The sequence below is a fragment of the Sorangiineae bacterium MSr11367 genome (assembly GCA_037157805.1).
GTDB lineage: Bacteria > Myxococcota_A > Polyangia > Polyangiales > Polyangiaceae > Pendulispora > Pendulispora rubella.
On sequence record CP089983.1, the window covers coordinates 7,921,061 to 7,938,240 of the forward strand.

A 17,180-nucleotide genomic window follows, 5' to 3' on the forward strand; every position below is an offset into this window, starting at 1 on the left:
GAATTGGGGACGATATTGGCGGCGCGATGTTGCACGTTGCAACGTGCAACGGGTGCAGCTGCAACATCGTCACCGATATACGCAAGATCGCCCAAGCGCGTGAGAGCCGCTCGAGCCTATATCTGCGCTCATGGTTATGAACAAATGGACGCACGGCGGATCGTGCATCGTCCTCGTTGCCCTCGCCAGTGCGGTGGGGTGCAGCAGCGAGAGTGATCATCCTTCCGCGGGCTCGAACGATACGACGGATCCCTATCCAGCGACCCGGCGTGAAAATGTCGTCGACACGCACTGGGGCGTTCAAGTCGCAGACCCCTATCGATGGCTCGAGGATGCCTCCAATCAGGAGGTCCAATCGTGGATGACGGTGCAAGATGGCTACGCGCGCCAAAAACTCGCGGCCATTCCGGATCGCGCGGCATGGGTCGAACGGCTGCAACCCCTCTATCGGAGCGACTCCAGTGCAGCGCCCATCCGGCGGCAAGACCGCTACTTTTGGAGCCGGCATCGCGCCGACCGGGACAAGGACATCGTCCATTGGAAGGATGGAAAAGACGGCGCGGAGAAGGTGCTGTTCGATCCCAATACGTGGAGCACCGATGGCGCGACGGGGCTGGGCGTATGGACGCCGAGCTGGAACGGCCGGTTCGTGGCGTACGACGTTCACGAGAACAACAGCGACGAAGCCGTGCTGCACATCTTCGACCTGGCCAGCGGCAAGGAAACGGGCGAGGTGATTCCTGGTACCAAGTACAATTGGTACGGTGCAGCGTGGACTCCTGACAACACGGGATTCTACTACGTCTGGGCGCCCCCCATCGGCGGAGACGTCACGGGGCCCACGCGATCCGGTTTCGCAGAAGTGCGATTCCATCGCCTCGGCACCGATCCCGCGAAGGATCCCATCGTTCATCCGGCCACGCATGACTCCGAGGCGTTTCTCTCGGCCAGTCTGTCCAGAGATGGCCGCTGGCTCGTCGCGACCATCACCCACGGTTCCTCGGGCGACGCCATCGATGTCGCCATTCAGGACCGCACCGCCGCGACACCGGCGTGGACGCCCGTCGTGGATTCGAAGACCGCGCGGGGCATGTTCATCGTGCGTGTCTGGAACGACACGGTGTACATGTTGACGAACTTCGATGCGCCGCGCTTCCGGGTCGTGCAAGTCGACCCGAAACACCCCGAGCCGGCGAACTGGAAGGAGATCGTGCCGCAAGATGCCGAGGCAACGATTTCCACGCTCGATGTTCTAGGGGGGCACCTCGTACTCAGTTCCATGCGCAAGGCCACGAGCGAGCTCACGATTCGCAAGCTCGATGGCACGTTCGTTCGCAACATGGCCTTGCCGGACCGTGGCTCGTCGGACACCATCGTCGGAGAGCCCGACGACGATACGGCGTATTTCAATTTCTATTCGTTCACCACCCCCGAAGTCCAATTCGAGGTGTCCATTTCCCAGGGCACCGTCCGGGAATATTCGCGGGACACAGCCCCCTTCGACGCCTCGGCCTACGTCACCGACCAAGTCACGTATTCATCCAAGGACGGCACGCCCGTCACGATGTTCGTCGTCCACCGCAAGGACGTCACGCCCAATGGAAAGAACCCGACCATCCTCTATGGCTACGGTGGATTCAACGTCAACATGACACCATGGTTCTCGGCCTCCACGGCGGCGTGGCTCGAGTCGGGAGGTGTGTATGCACTCCCCAACCTCCGCGGCGGCGGCGAGTATGGAGAAGCGTGGCATCAAGCGGGAATGCTCCTGAAGAAGCAAAATGTCTTCGACGACTTCGTTGCCGCCGCACATTGGCTCGTCGACAACCAATGGACGAACTCCAGTCAGCTTGCCATTCGCGGAGGTTCGAACGGTGGCCTGCTCGTCGGCGCAGCCATGACCCAAGCCCCCGAGCTTTTCGACGCCGTGATCTGCGAGGTGCCGCTCCTCGACATGACGCGCTATCACCTGTTCGGCGCGAGCCGCCCATGGATTCCTGAATACGGCTCGGTGGATGACGAGCAGCAATTCAAGGCCATCCTCGCGTACTCCCCGTACCATCATGTGGAGCGACGCGACTACCCTGCCCTGCTGATGCTCTCGTCCGACAGCGACGACCGGGTCGACCCGCTCCACGCGCGCAAGTTCATTGCCCAAGTGCAGTGGGCCAACACGTCGAAGGCACCGGCCTGGCTCCGAATCGAGAAGAACGCAGGTCACGGCGGGGCCGATTCGGTGCAGCAAGCCATCGACGAGGCCGCGGACATCTTTCAATTCGTGTCCGCGCAGTTCGCCGACCCACAGTGAGCTCGTTCACGCATCCCCTTCATTTATCGATGCTGCGTGAACATCCGCTGATGTCATAAGTATCCTTTCTCCGCATATCCGCAATTGAGCCAAAAAGACGACGCAACCAATGTCGTCTTTGGACGATTCCCGATCAGTGAATCGTCCATTCGCGGTGTCGGATCGGCTACAGAATCGTGGAGCGCGCGACACAATCGCCAAGCGGTCGCTATCCGCGCCATATTCGAAATAACGGGAATAACTTGGCGCGCTCATCTAGGGTGAACGCCCCTTTCCCACTTTGCGCGACACCGCGGCTTTCACGCGGTTGCAGATACACGTAGGACAATGACAGACAACCCCTCGGACGGTGGGGCCTTCTCTCATCGCTAAGCGAATGATCTGTAAAATACTTTTCGCAAATGACGCTTGCCGTCACACGCTTGGGGTGTTACGTGCGATAGGAGTCTCCCATCGTTCCAACCTCGGCTGGATGGGTGGGAAAGTTTTCCCTGTTGGTCGGCGCGAAAGTCGGTCGGATTCCCCGGCGGGCACCGCGCGGATGGTCGCGACACTCCCTCGTTGTCGTTGCGGCCCCCCGAAACCGGGAGCGCGGGAGAACTTGGTTACAGATGAGTTCGATGTGTCGCAAACATCCGTTGCCGCGGTGTGTTTGCGTTGGGGCAAATTTAGTTATTGACGTTGCGACAAATCATCGACCGACATCGAGACTTGAGCCATTTCGATGCCGTGAAGCGACTACTGGCACCGACTTTTTTATTGAAGTTTTAATTATGAATTAGTTTTTCGTTTCTCGATGATTTCGAAACAACGATCCGTCTCCTGCATATTTTTCTGAGCAAGGAGTTTCCGACATGGCGAACACGTCTGAGTCCGTTATCCCTAGGCGGAACGACTCTGCAGGCAATCACGACATCGGCCCCGCGGCCGCTTTGGCGGCGCCAGCTTCAGGGCTTCGTGCGCCCCGAGCCTTCAGTCCAGAGCGAGAACGCGGCTGGCCCAGTGGATTGCGCCGACGCCTGGCGGGCGTGTCGGAAGTGGAGCGGACGAGCATCTTGTTGGAGCTCGTGTCGCATCACACGGCCGCCGTCGTGGGTCACGGTGCTTCCCACACGATCGATGCCCAAGCGCAATGGCGCCAATTGGGCATTTATCAAAAATTTGCAAACGAACTGCGCGACCGACTGTCAGAGGCCATGGGCCTGCGGCTCCCGGCCACGTCGTTCTTCGACTACCCGACGCCGGCCTCCCTGGTGGAGTACCTCGAGGCCGAACTCCTCGGAAAGCGCGCGGCCGCCGATGTCGTGGCACCCGAGCGCTCGGCTCTGGACGACGATCAGATCGCAATCGTCGGCATGGGCTGCCGCTATCCTGGCGGCGTTCGCTCGCCCGAGGATCTCTGGAAGCTCGTCATCGAAGAGCGCGACGCCATCTCCGAGCTCCCGGAAAATCGCGGCTGGGACATCGAGGGCATTTATGACCCCGAGCCCGGACGTCTCGGAAAGACGTATACCCGCGAGGGTGGATTTCTTCACGATGTCGATCAATTCGATCCGGCGTTTTTCGGGATCAGCCCCCGCGAGGCCACCGCGCTCGATCCGCAGCAGCGCGTGCTGCTCGACACCTCGTGGGAGGCGATCGAGCGAGCCGGGATTGATCCGGCGTCACTGCGTGGCACGCGCGCCGGTGTATTCGTCGGCATCGCCTATCAAGATTACGGGCCGAACTGGCACGAGCCGCCGAAGGACTTCAACGGCCACCTGTTGCTCGGCAGCCTGACGAGCGCGGCCTCGGGCCGCATCGCCTACACACTGGGTCTCGAGGGACCGGCGCTCACCGTCGACACGGCATGCTCGTCATCGTTGGTTGCCCTCCACTTGGCGTGCCACGCGCTTCGTCGTGGTGAGTGCTCACTGGCGCTCACGGGTGGTGCGACGGTCATGGCCACGCCGGGCGTGTTTCTGGAGTTCAGCGCAAAGCGAGGCCTCTCCAAGAGTGGACGATGCAAATCGTTCTCCGCCGACGCCGACGGCACGGGTTGGGGCGAGGGCGCGGGCATGCTCCTGCTCGAGCGCCTGTCCGATGCGCGCCGCAATGGGCACCGCGTACTCGCCATCGTGCGGGCCACGGCGCTCAACCAGGACGGAGCGAGCAATGGTCTCACGGCGCCGAACGGTCCCGCGCAGAAGCGCGTGATCCGTCAGGCGCTGGCCAATGCGGGATTGACGTCCGCCGAAGTCGACGCCGTGGACGCCCATGGCACGGGAACCGCCTTGGGGGATCCCATCGAGGCGCAAGCGCTGCTGGCCACGTACGGACAAGAGCGTCCTGCGGACAAGCCGCTGATGCTGGGCTCGTTCAAATCGAACATCGGCCACACGCAGGCCGCGGCGGCCGTGGGCAGCGTCATCAAGATGGTCATGGCGATGGAGCACGGTGTGCTTCCGAAGACGCTGAACGTCGCCGCGCCGTCGCCGCACATCGATTGGTCGGCGGGCGCCGTGTCCTTGCTCACCGAGGCGCGGCCTTGGCACCGTGAAGGGCATCCGCGTCGGTGCGGCATCTCGGCGTTTGGCGTGAGCGGCACCAACGGTCACGTCATCCTGGAAGAAGCACCGAGCGCACACGTTCGCACCCCCGCACTGAACGACGAGGGCGACGAGATCACCGCCGAGCACGAGATCGAGACCATACCGCCGGCTTCGGGTGTGGCGGATTGCGAGCCGTGGGCGATGCCGATGCTCCCCTGCATCGTCTCGGGCAAGAGCGCACCGGCGCTGCGTGCGCAGGCCGAGAAGCTCCGCGGCGCATGGGATGCGCACCCCGAGTGGGACGTCACCGACGTGGGCTACTCGCTCACCGGGCGCTCGCACTTCAAGCACCGCGCGGTACTCTTTGCCGCCGATCGCGAGTCGGCACTGCGCGGCCTCGAGGTGCTGTCCAATGAAGGCACGGCCGCGAACCTCGTTCACGGCGCGGCGCAGCCGGGCGGCAAGCTCGCGTTCCTCTTCACCGGTCAGGGCAGCCAGCGCCTGGGCATGGGCCGCGCCCTCTACGACGTGTTCCCGCCCTTCGCGATCGCCTTCGATGCGGCGTGCTACCAACTGAGCGAGCACCTGGGTCGCTCGCTGCGCGACATCATCTTCGCCGACGAGGGCTCGGAAGAGGCCGCGCTGCTCGACCAGACGATGTACACGCAGACCGCGCTCTTCGCGGTGGAAGTGGGACTGTTCCGCTTGATGGAAGCCTGGGGCATCACGCCGGACTTCCTCATCGGGCACTCGATCGGCGAGCTGACCGCGGCCCACGTCGCGGGCGTGCTCTCGCTGGAGGATGCGTGCGCCCTGGTCGCGGCGCGTGGTCGGCTGATGCAAGCATGCCGCCCCGGCGGTGCCATGGTCGCCATCCAGGGCAACGAGGACGAGGTCGCGGCCTCGCTCGCAGGGCTCGAGGGCAAGGTCGACATCGCGACCGTCAACGGCCCTCTCTCCACGGTCATCGCCGGCGACGAAGAAGCCGCCATGCTGATTGCGGAGAAGTGGCAGGCGCAAGGCCGCAAAGTGAAGCGCCTTCGCGTGAGCCACGCGTTCCACTCCCCGCACATGGAGGAGATGCTCGACGAGTTCCGCCGCGTCGCGGAAGCCGCCACCTTCGCACCGCCTTCGATCCCCATCGTCTCCAACGTCACCGGGGAACTCGGTACCGCGATGGAGCTCGGCTCGGCCGACTACTGGGTGCGGCACGTTCGCCATGCCGTGCGCTTCTTCGACGGCATGCGCAGCCTTCAGACGAAGGGCGTCACCACGTTCTTCGAGCTCGGACCCGACGCCGTCCTCACCGCGATGGGCCAGGGTTGCCTCACCGAGGAGCACGCCGAGCGCGCCATGTTCGTTTCGGCGCTTCGGGCGCGACGCTCGGAGGTGGACACGCTCACCAACGCCGTCGCCCAGCTTTACGTGCGCGGGGTCGATGTCAATTGGCGGGCCGCGTTCACCGGGCGCGACGCCCGTCGGGTCGACCTGCCGACCTACGCCTTCCAGCAGCAGCGCTACTGGCTCGACGCTCCGAACTTGGGCGCCGACGGCCCGCGTTCGCAAACCGCGTCGGCCGACGGATGGCGCTACCGCGTGGCCTGGAAGCAAACGGCCGACGCAATCCGCACGCTCGCCGGCACCTGGCTGGTGTTCGCACCGCAGATGCACGAGCAGGGAGACTTCGGGCTTCTCGCCTGGCTGACCTCCGGCCTCGCGGGACGCGGCGGGCGCGTTCGCCTCATCGCCCTCGAGGGAGAGGTCGACCGCGCGCGACTCGAGGCGGAGCTCGAAAAGGTGCTCACGTCCGACATCACCGTGGGCGGCGTCCTCTCGCTCTTCGGCCTCGATGAGTCGCCGCACGCCCAACACGGGGCCATCTCGCGTGGCGTCGCGCACACCGCGGCCCTGGCGCAAGTCTGGGCGGCGAAGGGCGTGGACGCTCCGCTCTGGTGCCTCACGCAAGGCGCCGTGGCGGTGGGTGAGACGGATTCGGTGCGCAGCCCGGGCCAGGCGATGATCTGGGGCATGGGCCGCGCGCTCGGCCTCGAACAACCGAAGCGCTGGGGCGGTTTGATCGACCTTCCCGCCCTGCTCGACGAGCGCGCACTGCGCGATCTCTGCGGCGCGCTGTCCAGCCGCGACGGCGAGGATCAATGCGCCGTGCGCAGCGGCGGCGTCTTCGTTCGCCGCCTCCTCCCCGCGGAGGGCACGAGCGCGGGCCTGCGGCCGTGGAAGCCGCGTGGCACGACGCTCATCACGGGCGGCACCGGCGCCATCGGCGCGCATGCCGCGCGGTGGTTGGCCAAGAACGGCGCCGAGCACCTGCTCCTCGTGAGCCGCCGTGGCGTGGAAGCGCCGGGCGCGGCGGAGCTGATGGCGGAACTCGCGGCACTCGGTACGCGGGTCACCATCGCCGCGTGCGACGTCGCCGATCGAAACAGCGTGGCGAGCCTCCTCGCATCGCTGGAAAACGAGCCGCAGCTCACCGCGGTGGTGCACGCCGCAGGCGTCGCCGGCCGCTTCGCGCACCTCGACGAGGTCCCGCTCGACGAGTTTGCCAGCGTCGTCTCGGGCAAAGTGGCCGGTGCGATTCACCTGGATGCACTGCTCGGCGATCGCCCGCTCGACGCCTTCGTGATGATGTCCTCCATCGCGGGCATCTGGGGAAGCGGCGGGCAGACGGCCTACAGCGCGGGCAACGCGTTCCTCGACGCGCTCGCAGAGAATCGCCGTTCACGCGGCCTCGCCGGCTCCACAGTCGCGTGGGGTCCCTGGGCCGAAGAAGGCATGGCGGCCGACGCCTCCATCAAAGAGCACCTCGAGCGCTGCGGTCTCGTGCCGATGGGCGCCAAGCCCGCCACCGAAGCGCTGTGGCAGGCGGTCGCGCGGGGCGAGGCGACGACCACCGTCGTCAACGTCGATTGGGACCGGTTCGTGCCGACCTTCAGCGCCGGCCGCAAGAGCCGCCTGTTCGACGACATGCCCGGATCGCAGCCCACCGAAACGGCGGCGGCATCGGAGCAAGCTTCCGCAAGCTGGCAGCAGCGCATCCGCACCTTGCCTTCCGATGCCGAGCGAGACAGTGCCATCCTCGAACTGGTGCGCACGCACGCTGCCGCCATCCTCGGCTACGGCTCGCCCGGTGACGTGGATCCCGACGCGCGCTTCCTCGACCTCGGGTTCGACTCGCTCGCATCGGTCGATCTCCGCAAGCGCCTCGCGAATGCCTCGGGCCTGCGCCTGCCGGCCACCGTCGTCTTCGATCATCCGACGGCGACCAGCCTCACCGCGTGTCTCAAGAACGAACTCGCGCAGCAAAGCGATGGGCCCGCGCCCGAGAGCGTGGGACCGTCCTCTATGCCCATGTCGCAGCGGTCTCCTTCGTCGCAGCGCGATCCCGGCATGGGCGCGATTCGCTTCCTCTACCGCGACGCGGCCGACCGCGGAATGCTCGACGAGGGCTTCGACCTGCTCAAGGCCGCGGCCAAGCTCCGCCCGGTCTTCCGCGAGCCTTCGCAGCTCGGCAAGATCCTCGACCCAATCCAGCTCGCCGAGGGCCCGGCGAAGCCGACCCTGGTCTGCTTCCCGCCCTTCGTCGCACCGAGCGGCCCGCACAACTACGCGCGACTGGCGCTCCACTTCGAGGGCCTGCTCGACGTGCGTGCCTTCTCCCTGCCCGGCTTCGGTGATGGCGATCCCCTCCCCGGTTCCAGCGACTTGATCATCGACATGCTGGCCGAATCCATCGCGCGCAACCTCGGCGACCGGCCGGTGGCGCTCGTGGGTTACTCCTCCGGCGGGTGGTTCGCGCACGGCGTCGCCGAGCGCCTCGAGCAAATGGGCGTCAACCCGCGCGCCGTCGTCCTCCTCGACTCGCTGTCCCTCAAGGGCGAGCGCTGGGGCAAGGTTCGCGCGCCGCTGCGCAACATGGCCATCAACGAGCGCGCCTTCGGGTTGGTCACCGACGATCAACTCACCGGCATGGCCGCGTACATGGTCGTCTTCGACGGATGGAAGCCCAATCCCATCAAGACCCCCATTGTGGTCGTCCGCGCACGTGAGTGCATTCCCGAGTGGGAGGGCGATCGCCTCACCGACGACTTCTGGCGCGGATCTTGGGACATGCCCCACGAGATCCTGGAAGTACCCGGTGACCACTTCACGATCGTGAACGAAAACGCCAATACGACGGCCCTCGCCATCCACGAGTGGTTCTCGAAAGAGTAAAAATAGTTATTATGACGGGATGAAAATTGCCATCATCACGGTAGGCTCCCTCGGTGATACGGCACCGTTCATCGGACTGGGCGCTAGGCTCCGCGCGGCAGGCCACGACGTGGCCGTTGCCGCGCAGGCGTCCTTCGAAGGGCCGATTCGTGATGCTGGCTTGGAGTTCCGCAAAATGCCCGGAGACATCCGGGCCGATCTCGCCTCGGAAATGGGGCAGAAGCTGCACAAAGCCAGCTCGTGGCTCAAGGCCTTTCCGGCGACGCTCTGGCTCGCCGAAAAGATCCTCTCCGAGCTGGCCGAGGGCATCGTCGCCGCCGCCGAGGGCGCGGAGTTGCTCATCATTCATCGCATCGCATTGATGCACGGCCACATGGTGGCCAATGCGATGAAGATTCCTTGTTTGGTATTGGAGCTTTTTCCCAGTGGCCTTGCACCAACTGGGGAATTCTTGCCCGCGGGATTCGGCCCCACGTCACTCGGAAATTGGGGCAATCGCGCGGTGTATCAAATGATGCGTGCAAGCGCAGGCAAATCCAAGAAGTACATTGCATCGCTCGAAGACTTCCAAACGAAGTTCGGATTGCCGCGCATCGCCCCCGCGGCTCTCTACGAGAGCATGGATAGCGAACGTTGGCCGATCTTCCATGCGTTCAGTCCATCGGTGGTGCCCCGCCCCGCGGACTGGCGCGAAGGATTGGAGATCATTGGCTACTTCTGGCCGGTGCGCCCACGGCAATGGGAACCTCCGGCGCAGATCGTCGATTTTCTCGATGCAGGCCCGCCGCCGGTGTTCATCGGATTTGGGAGCTTGGTCCCGGACGAGGCGGGACGGCTTTCCGAATTGGTCACCAAGGCGGTGCGCCAGGCCAAGGTGCGCGCAATCGTGCAGGCGGGATGGGGCAATCTGGAGGCCGTCACCGGCGACGACATCCTGACCATCGGGAGCGTGCCGCACGATTGGCTCTTTCCCAAGATGGCCGCGGTGGTGCACGCAGCCGGAGCCGGCGTCACGGCGGCGGGGCTCCGCGCGGGCGTTCCCGCCATCCCGATCCCGGCGATGAACGATCAGCCTTTCTGGGCCGATCGCCTGGCGAAGCTCGGGGTCGCGCCGGGGTGGATCCGCTTTCAAAAGCTGACCGCCGAGCGCCTGGCGTTCTTCATCGGGCAAGCCGTCACTCAGCCCTCGCACCGCCGTGCAGCCCTCTCCTTGTCGGAACGCATCCGCACCGAGGACGGCGCCGGCCGCATCGTGCAAGCGGTCAGCGCCATCGACGATGGCCGCGTGACGGCCGCTTAGCCCAGGGGAATGACCGAGCGGAGCTTCCCGCCGGGCGACAACTCCGGCGGCTCGGTGCCGCGCTCGACGACGACGTGATCGAGCTCGTGCTCCTTGAGCATGAGCGAGAGCTTCTCGTGCACTTCGCGCCAAACGGCGTCGGGATCGTTGCCAGGGCGCAGTTGCAGGCGCACCCGCAGGATGCTCGGCGCCGTTTGGATGATTTGAAAAAGCTCGACCCCCGGCGCCAATTCGACTTGTAAACTCAGAGGAAACGACGAAAGCGTGACTTCGCGCCCCGCCGCCGTATGGAAGTTCATCAAAATAGGAACGCGGCCACGCACGCGAATGGCGCTGAACGGACTGCCGCATTCGCACGGATCGGGCCGCACGAGCACGCTGTCACCCACGTCGTAGCGCATGATGGGTTGTTCGCGCCGATACAGCACGGAAACCAGCACGGTGTGCGACTTTTCGCCCGGCGGTGTAGGTTGATAATCGGCATTCACGGGCTCGAAGACCATCCAATCGTCGTGCGTGTGGTACCAGCCGTGCGGGCACTTCACCATCAGCGCAGGAAATTCGTTGGCGCCATACAAATCGAGAATCTTGGTTCCGAAGGCCTTGCGAATGCGCTCGTACTCGGCGTCCGTCAAACCTTCGCCGCCGAGGCGTAAGAGCGCTGGCTTGATGCGCAGCCGGCCCGCTTCTTGTTCGGTGGCCAGGAGCGCGCCGATGGTGGGATAACACTCGATGTAGGCCGGATTGAACGCATTGAGCTGCTCGACGAGCTGGGGCATCGGCGTGGTCACGGCGAAGATGCGCTTGTCGGTACCCCGGCTGGCGACGCGTTGTTGAACGGCAACGACATGGCTGGCGAAATGCCCGCCCGTGGGCACGAGCATCGCCGTGCGCCAGCGCCCTGCGAGAAGCTTCAGCACCGTCCACGGCGTGAGCACGTTGGACATGCCGCGCGTCGCCACGGTGAACGCCGTTCTCCGCGTATCTTCCGACATGACGAAAAACGCGCGCCGCCCGGTGGTGCCCGAGCTGGTAGTAACCGTGTACTTACCGAGAAGGAGCTCGCCCACGAGGGAGGGATCGTCGGCGTGTGCGCGAACGCGCTCGAGAGTGAGCTCCGGATCGGTGACCCACTCGTCGAAGCGGTCCATGAGCTTTTGCTTCGTGGTGATCGGCAAAAGTGTCACATCGTCGACCGTGTCGGGAAGATGTCGATAGAGCTCACCGTAGTAACGCGAATGGGCTCGCACGTAGGCAATTTGCTCTGCGAGCCGTGCGCGCTGGCGCTGCACGATTCCTGGTTTGCCTTCCTTCTGCGCCTTGCGGGCATCCCGGAAAACCGAGAGTGCGGTATCGCTCATGGTCTCCTCATTCGAGGTTATCGAGAGAGTCGTCTCGCCCTATAGTTGAACACGCGAGGACGAATGAACACTTACCATTCCTGTATCCCCAATAGTCGACGTTTTTCACGATTCGAAGGTTGCTCGTCGTTGCTCATCACGATGAGTTTGTTCATCGGCGGTTGCTCGGCAGCATCCGCGCCCGATGCACGGGAGGGAGAGAATGGGGCACCGCCCGCCAGCGTGAGCAGCGCGCTCGAGGGGGCAGGAGCACCGGGGACCATCGTGCAGCTCGACTCTGGCCCCATCCTGGGTGCGGTGAAGGAAGGCTACCGCACGTTTCTGGGCGTTCCGTACGCCGCACCGCCGGTGGGCGCGCTCCGATGGCGATCCCCGCAGGCGGTCACGCCGTGGTCCGAGGTGCGCGAAGCCCTGAAATTCGGAAACTCCTGTGCACAAGACGGGAGCCTCACCCACACGCCGCCCTCCGGCAGCGAAGATTGCTTGTACCTGAATGTAACGACGCCCTGGCAAGCCGCCTCCGCGACGGAGGCCGCGCCGCCCAAGCCCGTCCTCGTGTTCTTGCACGGCGGCGCATTCCTGCGCGGGAGCGGGAGCGTCTACGAGACCTCGCCCCTCGCCATCCGCGGCGATGCGGTGGTCATCACCATCAATTTCCGACTCGGCGTCTTCGGCCACTTGGCCCACCCCAACTTGCAGGAGGGCGGCAACTTCGGCCTCGAGGACCAACTTGCGGCCCTGCGCTGGGTACGGCGCAACGCGCGTGCCTTCGGCGGTGATCCGGGCAACGTCACCTTGATGGGCCAGTCGTCCGGCGCCCATGCGGTGGCCGCCCTGCTCAGCGCGCCGTCGGCCGTTGGTCTGGTCCATCGCGCGATCCTGGAGAGCGGCACCGGCACGTGGGATTGGCCCAACGCGGGACTCTTTCCCGATCGCACCGCCGGCACCATCTTCGCCGCGCGCCCCGAGGCGGAGCGCCTTGGCACTGCCCTGGCAACGCAACGAGGCTGTACGGATCCCGCCACGGCCATCGATTGCCTGCGGGCCATCGGCGCGAACGACCTGATGGCGCCCGCCCCCGGCTGGCGCTACGCGCAGCCCGTCCACGGGACGCGCTTTTTGCCGCTCCACCCGGCCGAGGCCATGAAGAAAGGCCTCGTGCACCACGTTCCGGTGCTGTCGGGCACGAACCTCGACGAGGGCCGCGGCTTTAGCGCCTTCTTCTTCGAAGGCACCCAAATGAGCGCCGAGCGATACCACGAGCGGGTCACGCTCTCGTACGGCGAGGACGCCCCGGCCGTGGAGGCAAAGTACCCCGCCAGCGCCTACCCCACCCCGGCCATGGCCTGGGCCCAGCTCATGACGGACCGAATCATCGTATGCCCCTCCGTTCGAGCCCACCGCTGGCTCGGCGCCGCCACCAGGACGTATGCCTACGAGTTCTCGGATCGCACTGCACCGCTGGTGCTGCCGCTTCCGCCAGACGTCCAGCGCGGCGCGCTCCATTCGTCGGAGGTGCCGTATTTGATGAATCTCCTCGGATTCAATCCGAACTTCACGCCGGACCAAAAAGCATTATCCGATCAGATGATTGGATATTGGACGCGCTTCGCCAAAACCGGTAATCCGAATGGCGGGGGCGCTCCCGAGTGGGAGCCGGTTTGCACTTCGGACGACGAGCCCAACACGCAAGGGCTCGATACCGGCGCCGGCGGGATTCACCCGGTCGACATCGGCACCGAGCACCAGTGCGAGTTCTGGTCCGACCTCGCCGGCGAGTGATGCCTTAGAGCGTCCGCGCGCTCGACGGCGTTCGCAAGACGCCCGTCGGGCGCGAGGCCTCGGGGGCAATGCTCTCGATGGGCATGCCGCCGAGAAACGACTCCACCGCCGCGGAGAGCGCGCTCTCACGGTTGCGGCCCCCGAATCCAATGGCCCCACCGAACACGCCGTCGGCCGAAAGGAGCACGATGGGACTCCCGGCGCTGCGGACCTCGCCGGGGCGCGTGCGCGGCTCTCCACGGCGCACGGGTGCGGCCGTGCGGGGCGCGAGGACGCCCCACGTCGGAAGATCGAGCCCCACGGTGCTGACCGCGTAGGTCGCAATGGCAATGCGCCCGCGCGCATCGGCGGCGGCCACGACGTGCGTCTCCGTGGAATCGCGATCGACGGATTCGTTGAGCGGCGCGTCGTACCAGGGCACACGGGCGACGGCCCGCGCCGTGCGCTGCTCGACGTGGCACTCGCTCTCCGACGGCCCGACGGTGGCGAAATCTTCCTTGGTCAAAAGGCCACCGCCAATGCGGCCCGCGGCCATGACGAAGTCGTCCGCGAAGTCCCCCTCACCGAGCGCCAACGCCCCGCGGCGCGCCACGCGGGAAAGAAGCTCGTGGCGCCCGTCCGATTCATCTTTGGCGAGAGCCACCGCCGGCGCCACGACGCGTGAGAACGAGAGCTCCCCCGCGAGCGCATGCACCGCCGCGAGGGCCGCAGGCAGCACCGGCACGCCAACGTACGCGGCCTCCGGAATGGTGTCCCTCGGCAAGAAGCCGCGCGGCCGCGGAGCCCCCGCGCCGGGCTGGCGCGTGCGCCCGTCGAAGGCGCGAAGCCCCGCACCGCCGCCGCCCACGAGGAGCTGCACGGGCCCGAGCAAGGTGCTCGGCGAAAGCGCCGCCCCGGCGAACACGGCCGCGACGGCGAGGTCGATCGCGTTTCCACGCGGCGCGAGCGACAGAACAGCATCGACGATTTTCGGCTGCGAAGCCGCGAGAGCGTAGTGCACGGAACTACTCCTGCTCGTCGTCGCGGACCTTCATCGTGGCCACGCGCGGCCGCACCACACGTCCACCACCGCCCCGCTCCGCCCCATCGCCGCGGGCCGCAAGCCGCCGCAGCGTCTTGCATTCCGTGAGGGCGGAGGAGGTCTCGAGGACCACGTAGGCATCGCGGCGCGGTCCGATGGCCGATATCACGCGCGAGAGCGCGCTTTCGCCGTACGAATGCGTCTCACCGAGCGCACGCAGCCGAATATAGGCCGCCGGCCCCGGGGGCACGGTCTCGCGCACCGGATCGACCGAGAGCACGACGCCCCATTTCTTGGCAGAGGCAGCCGCCTGCTCGTGCTCCCACACGCCACGCGGCTCCCACACGATGGTGGTCACGTCGCGCGGAAGCCTCTCGAGCAGCCGCGCCATGCGCTCACGCCACACCGAGCTCGGTGTGACCTCGACGGGCGTGGACAAGAGAAAACAGCGCGCCTGCAACGCCGTGATGGTCTCGACGGCCATCTCGAGCTCGCGCGCGAGCTCCGGCGAATCCTTGACGGCCGCCAGGCTTTTCCCGGCGACGACACAAAACTCGAAATGCGGAGGCACAGCCTTCCGCCAGCGCCGAAGCGCCGTGGGCGAAGGTGAATGGGCGTCGGCTTGCACCTCGAGAAGATCGAAGCGCTTCGCGTACGCCTCGATGCTTCCACGAAGCCCTTTGGCGCCGATGTGATAACGCGTGCTCATGGAGGGGGGCGCATACCAGCACCAAGCTGGCTTGCGGGCAAGGGTCGCGGGTTTTTCTCGGGAAATAGGCTCGGAGGAGCGTTCTCGACGGTGGGAACAAGTTGCCGTGATGGTGCAATTTTCGATACACGACGGATGAAAAACGCGCTAAATGCCGCGGGTTTCGACACTTCGCGCGCAACTCGAAGGCCCCTGCGGCCGACATCGTCAGTGGGCCGAATTCGTGAAGAGAAGAAAGCGACCAGGTGTCATGCCGGCAAACGAATCGATAGGACGGGCCGTCGTGCCCGCTGTTCTCGGAGTTCCATGTTGATCCACGTCCGCTCGTTTTCTTGGTCGCTGGCAGTCCTCACCGGCATGGCTACGGGCGCGTTCTGGGCATGCAGTTCGAGCGATGGCGCCCCCATCCCGCCACCTGGCATCCTCGAACCTCCCGACGCCTCTCCGCAAGACGCGGGCCCCGATGCGCGTGTCGAACCGAAAAAGCTGACGGTCGTCGCGCTGACGCCGGCCAACGGTGACACCAATGTATCGGTGCAAGATCCCATTCAGGTTACGTTTTCCGAGCCAGTCAAGATCGGACCGTCATCCATTACCCTCGAAACGCCGGACGGCACGCTCATCTCGACGAGGGTCGAGCTCTCGGCCAATGAGCGCACGATCACCGTTTCACCCGTAACTCCACAAAACGTTCCCTCGGAGCTGACCGCTCACTTCGGCGACATCTCGACACTCGATGGAGAGCCCCTGCCCTCGAAGCCGGCGTGGAGCTGGAAACTGCCGGCCTGGGTGCGCGTGGGATCCGACCTGCTAGAGCGATTCAACCTAGGCGACGCTTCGCTGGTCACCGGGCCAGGACGGCGAATCGCTCTCGCGGCGCATGAGCACGATGACTACGAGAAGCCAAGGTGGAGCGTCTCCACACTCGACACGCTGCATGGCACCTGGACGCAATTGGGCGGGCCTCTTCCGCTCATAACCTGGGACCCGCACATGTTGCTCGATCGGAACGGCGACCTCGTCGTGTCCTCGGACAACACTTGGGACAAGGTCGTTCAACGATGGTCAGGAACGGGATGGGACAAGCTCGGCGAACCGATTGCCAATGTCCGAGACGCGAGCGACTCCCCTCTGGCCATCGGCGCACAGGGAAAACTCCTGCTGGCATGCTCGGAGAAAATCCCAGGGGGGACGACCACGTACAATTTGATCGTCCGCGCTTTCGACGGCAAAGGTAGCTGGTCGCCCATCGGCGGACCGGTGAACGACTCGCCGATGGCCGACCCGCTCAATCCTCACATGGCCGTGGATCCGACGGGAGTCCCGTACGTCGCATATACCGATCCGTCGGTGCACGTTCGAAAATGGACAGGGTCCGCTTGGACGCCCGTAGGTTCCAATCTCCCGACGACCGGAGGGGATCTGCAGTGGTTGCGAATCGCGTTCGATGATGGCGGGCGATTGTTCGGCATTGGCATGTTTTGGGATGGAACCACCCGCGTCATCCGGTTCGACGGTTCGGATTGGGTCCTCGTCGGCGAGGCGCTGAGTACTCAGCGGGCCAATGCACCATCGTTGGTCGCAGGCCACGACGGACACGTTTTTGCAGCCGTCTACGACGATTGGTCCAACCAGGGTTTCCGAGTGGCGGACATTACGCAGGCCGGATGGAAGCTCGAATCGCCCATCGAGCATCAAGTAAGCGCGCTCGCCGTGGATCGGGACAACGTTCCCATCGTGGTCGCGCCTCGGTTCGGTGTACTGCGCCTCAATCGATGAACATCATCCCTTGGCCGAGTGTCCTCCCGTGAACCGAATTTCCAGAAAAGGATCGGGCGTCATGCCGCCAAACGAATCGATGGACAGGTCCTTGGTGCCCACCGTCTCACGCCACCGAGTCCGCGCGTGCGTCCTCGGTGCACTCGCCGTGTCGTTGGG

At 65.2% G+C, this 17,180-nt stretch carries 8 protein-coding genes; 5 read left to right on the top strand and 3 right to left on the bottom strand.

Going from position 1 to position 17,180, the window contains the following annotated elements; all coding sequences use genetic code 11:
* The first annotated feature begins 130 nt into the window (after window positions 1-130).
* The 3 genes from LVJ94_30770 (at window position 131) to LVJ94_30780 (ending at window position 10,369) form a co-directional block, all read left to right on the top strand.
* Window positions 131-2,308, top strand: coding sequence for a prolyl oligopeptidase family serine peptidase (locus LVJ94_30770; protein ID WXB01289.1), 2,178 nt, complete (start codon window positions 131-133; stop codon window positions 2,306-2,308).
* 1,007 nt (window positions 2,309-3,315) lie between these two features.
* On the top strand, window positions 3,316-9,069 hold the full coding sequence (locus tag LVJ94_30775; protein WXB01290.1) for a type I polyketide synthase: 5,754 nt from the start codon (window positions 3,316-3,318) through the stop codon (window positions 9,067-9,069).
* A 19-nt stretch (window positions 9,070-9,088) separates the two neighbouring features.
* Window positions 9,089-10,369 carry a glycosyltransferase gene (locus LVJ94_30780; protein WXB01291.1) on the top strand — a complete coding sequence of 427 codons (1,281 nt, stop codon included), beginning with the start codon at window positions 9,089-9,091 and terminating at the stop codon, window positions 10,367-10,369.
* Here the strand turns inward: LVJ94_30780 and LVJ94_30785 are convergent.
* Window positions 10,366-11,730, bottom strand: coding sequence for a hypothetical protein (locus tag LVJ94_30785; protein ID WXB01292.1), 1,365 nt, complete (start codon window positions 11,728-11,730; stop codon window positions 10,366-10,368). The genes LVJ94_30780 and LVJ94_30785 overlap by 4 nt on opposite strands.
* A 141-nt stretch (window positions 11,731-11,871) precedes the next feature.
* Between LVJ94_30785 and LVJ94_30790 the strand changes: the two genes are divergently transcribed.
* Entirely contained in the window at window positions 11,872-13,512 is a 1,641-nt protein-coding gene (locus tag LVJ94_30790) for a carboxylesterase family protein (GenBank protein WXB01293.1), read from the top strand.
* Window positions 13,513-13,516: 4 nt separating this feature from the next.
* Here the strand turns inward: LVJ94_30790 and LVJ94_30795 are convergent, their stop codons facing one another.
* Both LVJ94_30795 and LVJ94_30800 read right to left on the bottom strand, forming a co-directional pair.
* Entirely contained in the window at window positions 13,517-14,512 is a 996-nt protein-coding gene (locus LVJ94_30795) for a hypothetical protein (protein ID WXB01294.1), read from the bottom strand.
* Window positions 14,513-14,516: 4 nt separating this feature from the next.
* The gene (locus tag LVJ94_30800; protein WXB01295.1) at window positions 14,517-15,242 is read right to left on the bottom strand and encodes a DUF72 domain-containing protein; all 726 of its coding nucleotides are present in this window, start codon (window positions 15,240-15,242) and stop codon (window positions 14,517-14,519) included.
* A 306-nt stretch (window positions 15,243-15,548) separates the two neighbouring features.
* On the opposite strand from LVJ94_30800, the gene LVJ94_30805 reads away from it, so the two are divergent.
* Window positions 15,549-17,021 carry an Ig-like domain-containing protein gene (locus LVJ94_30805; GenBank protein ID WXB01296.1) on the top strand — a complete coding sequence of 491 codons (1,473 nt, stop codon included), beginning with the start codon at window positions 15,549-15,551 and terminating at the stop codon, window positions 17,019-17,021.
* Window positions 17,022-17,180: the final 159 nt, after the last annotated feature.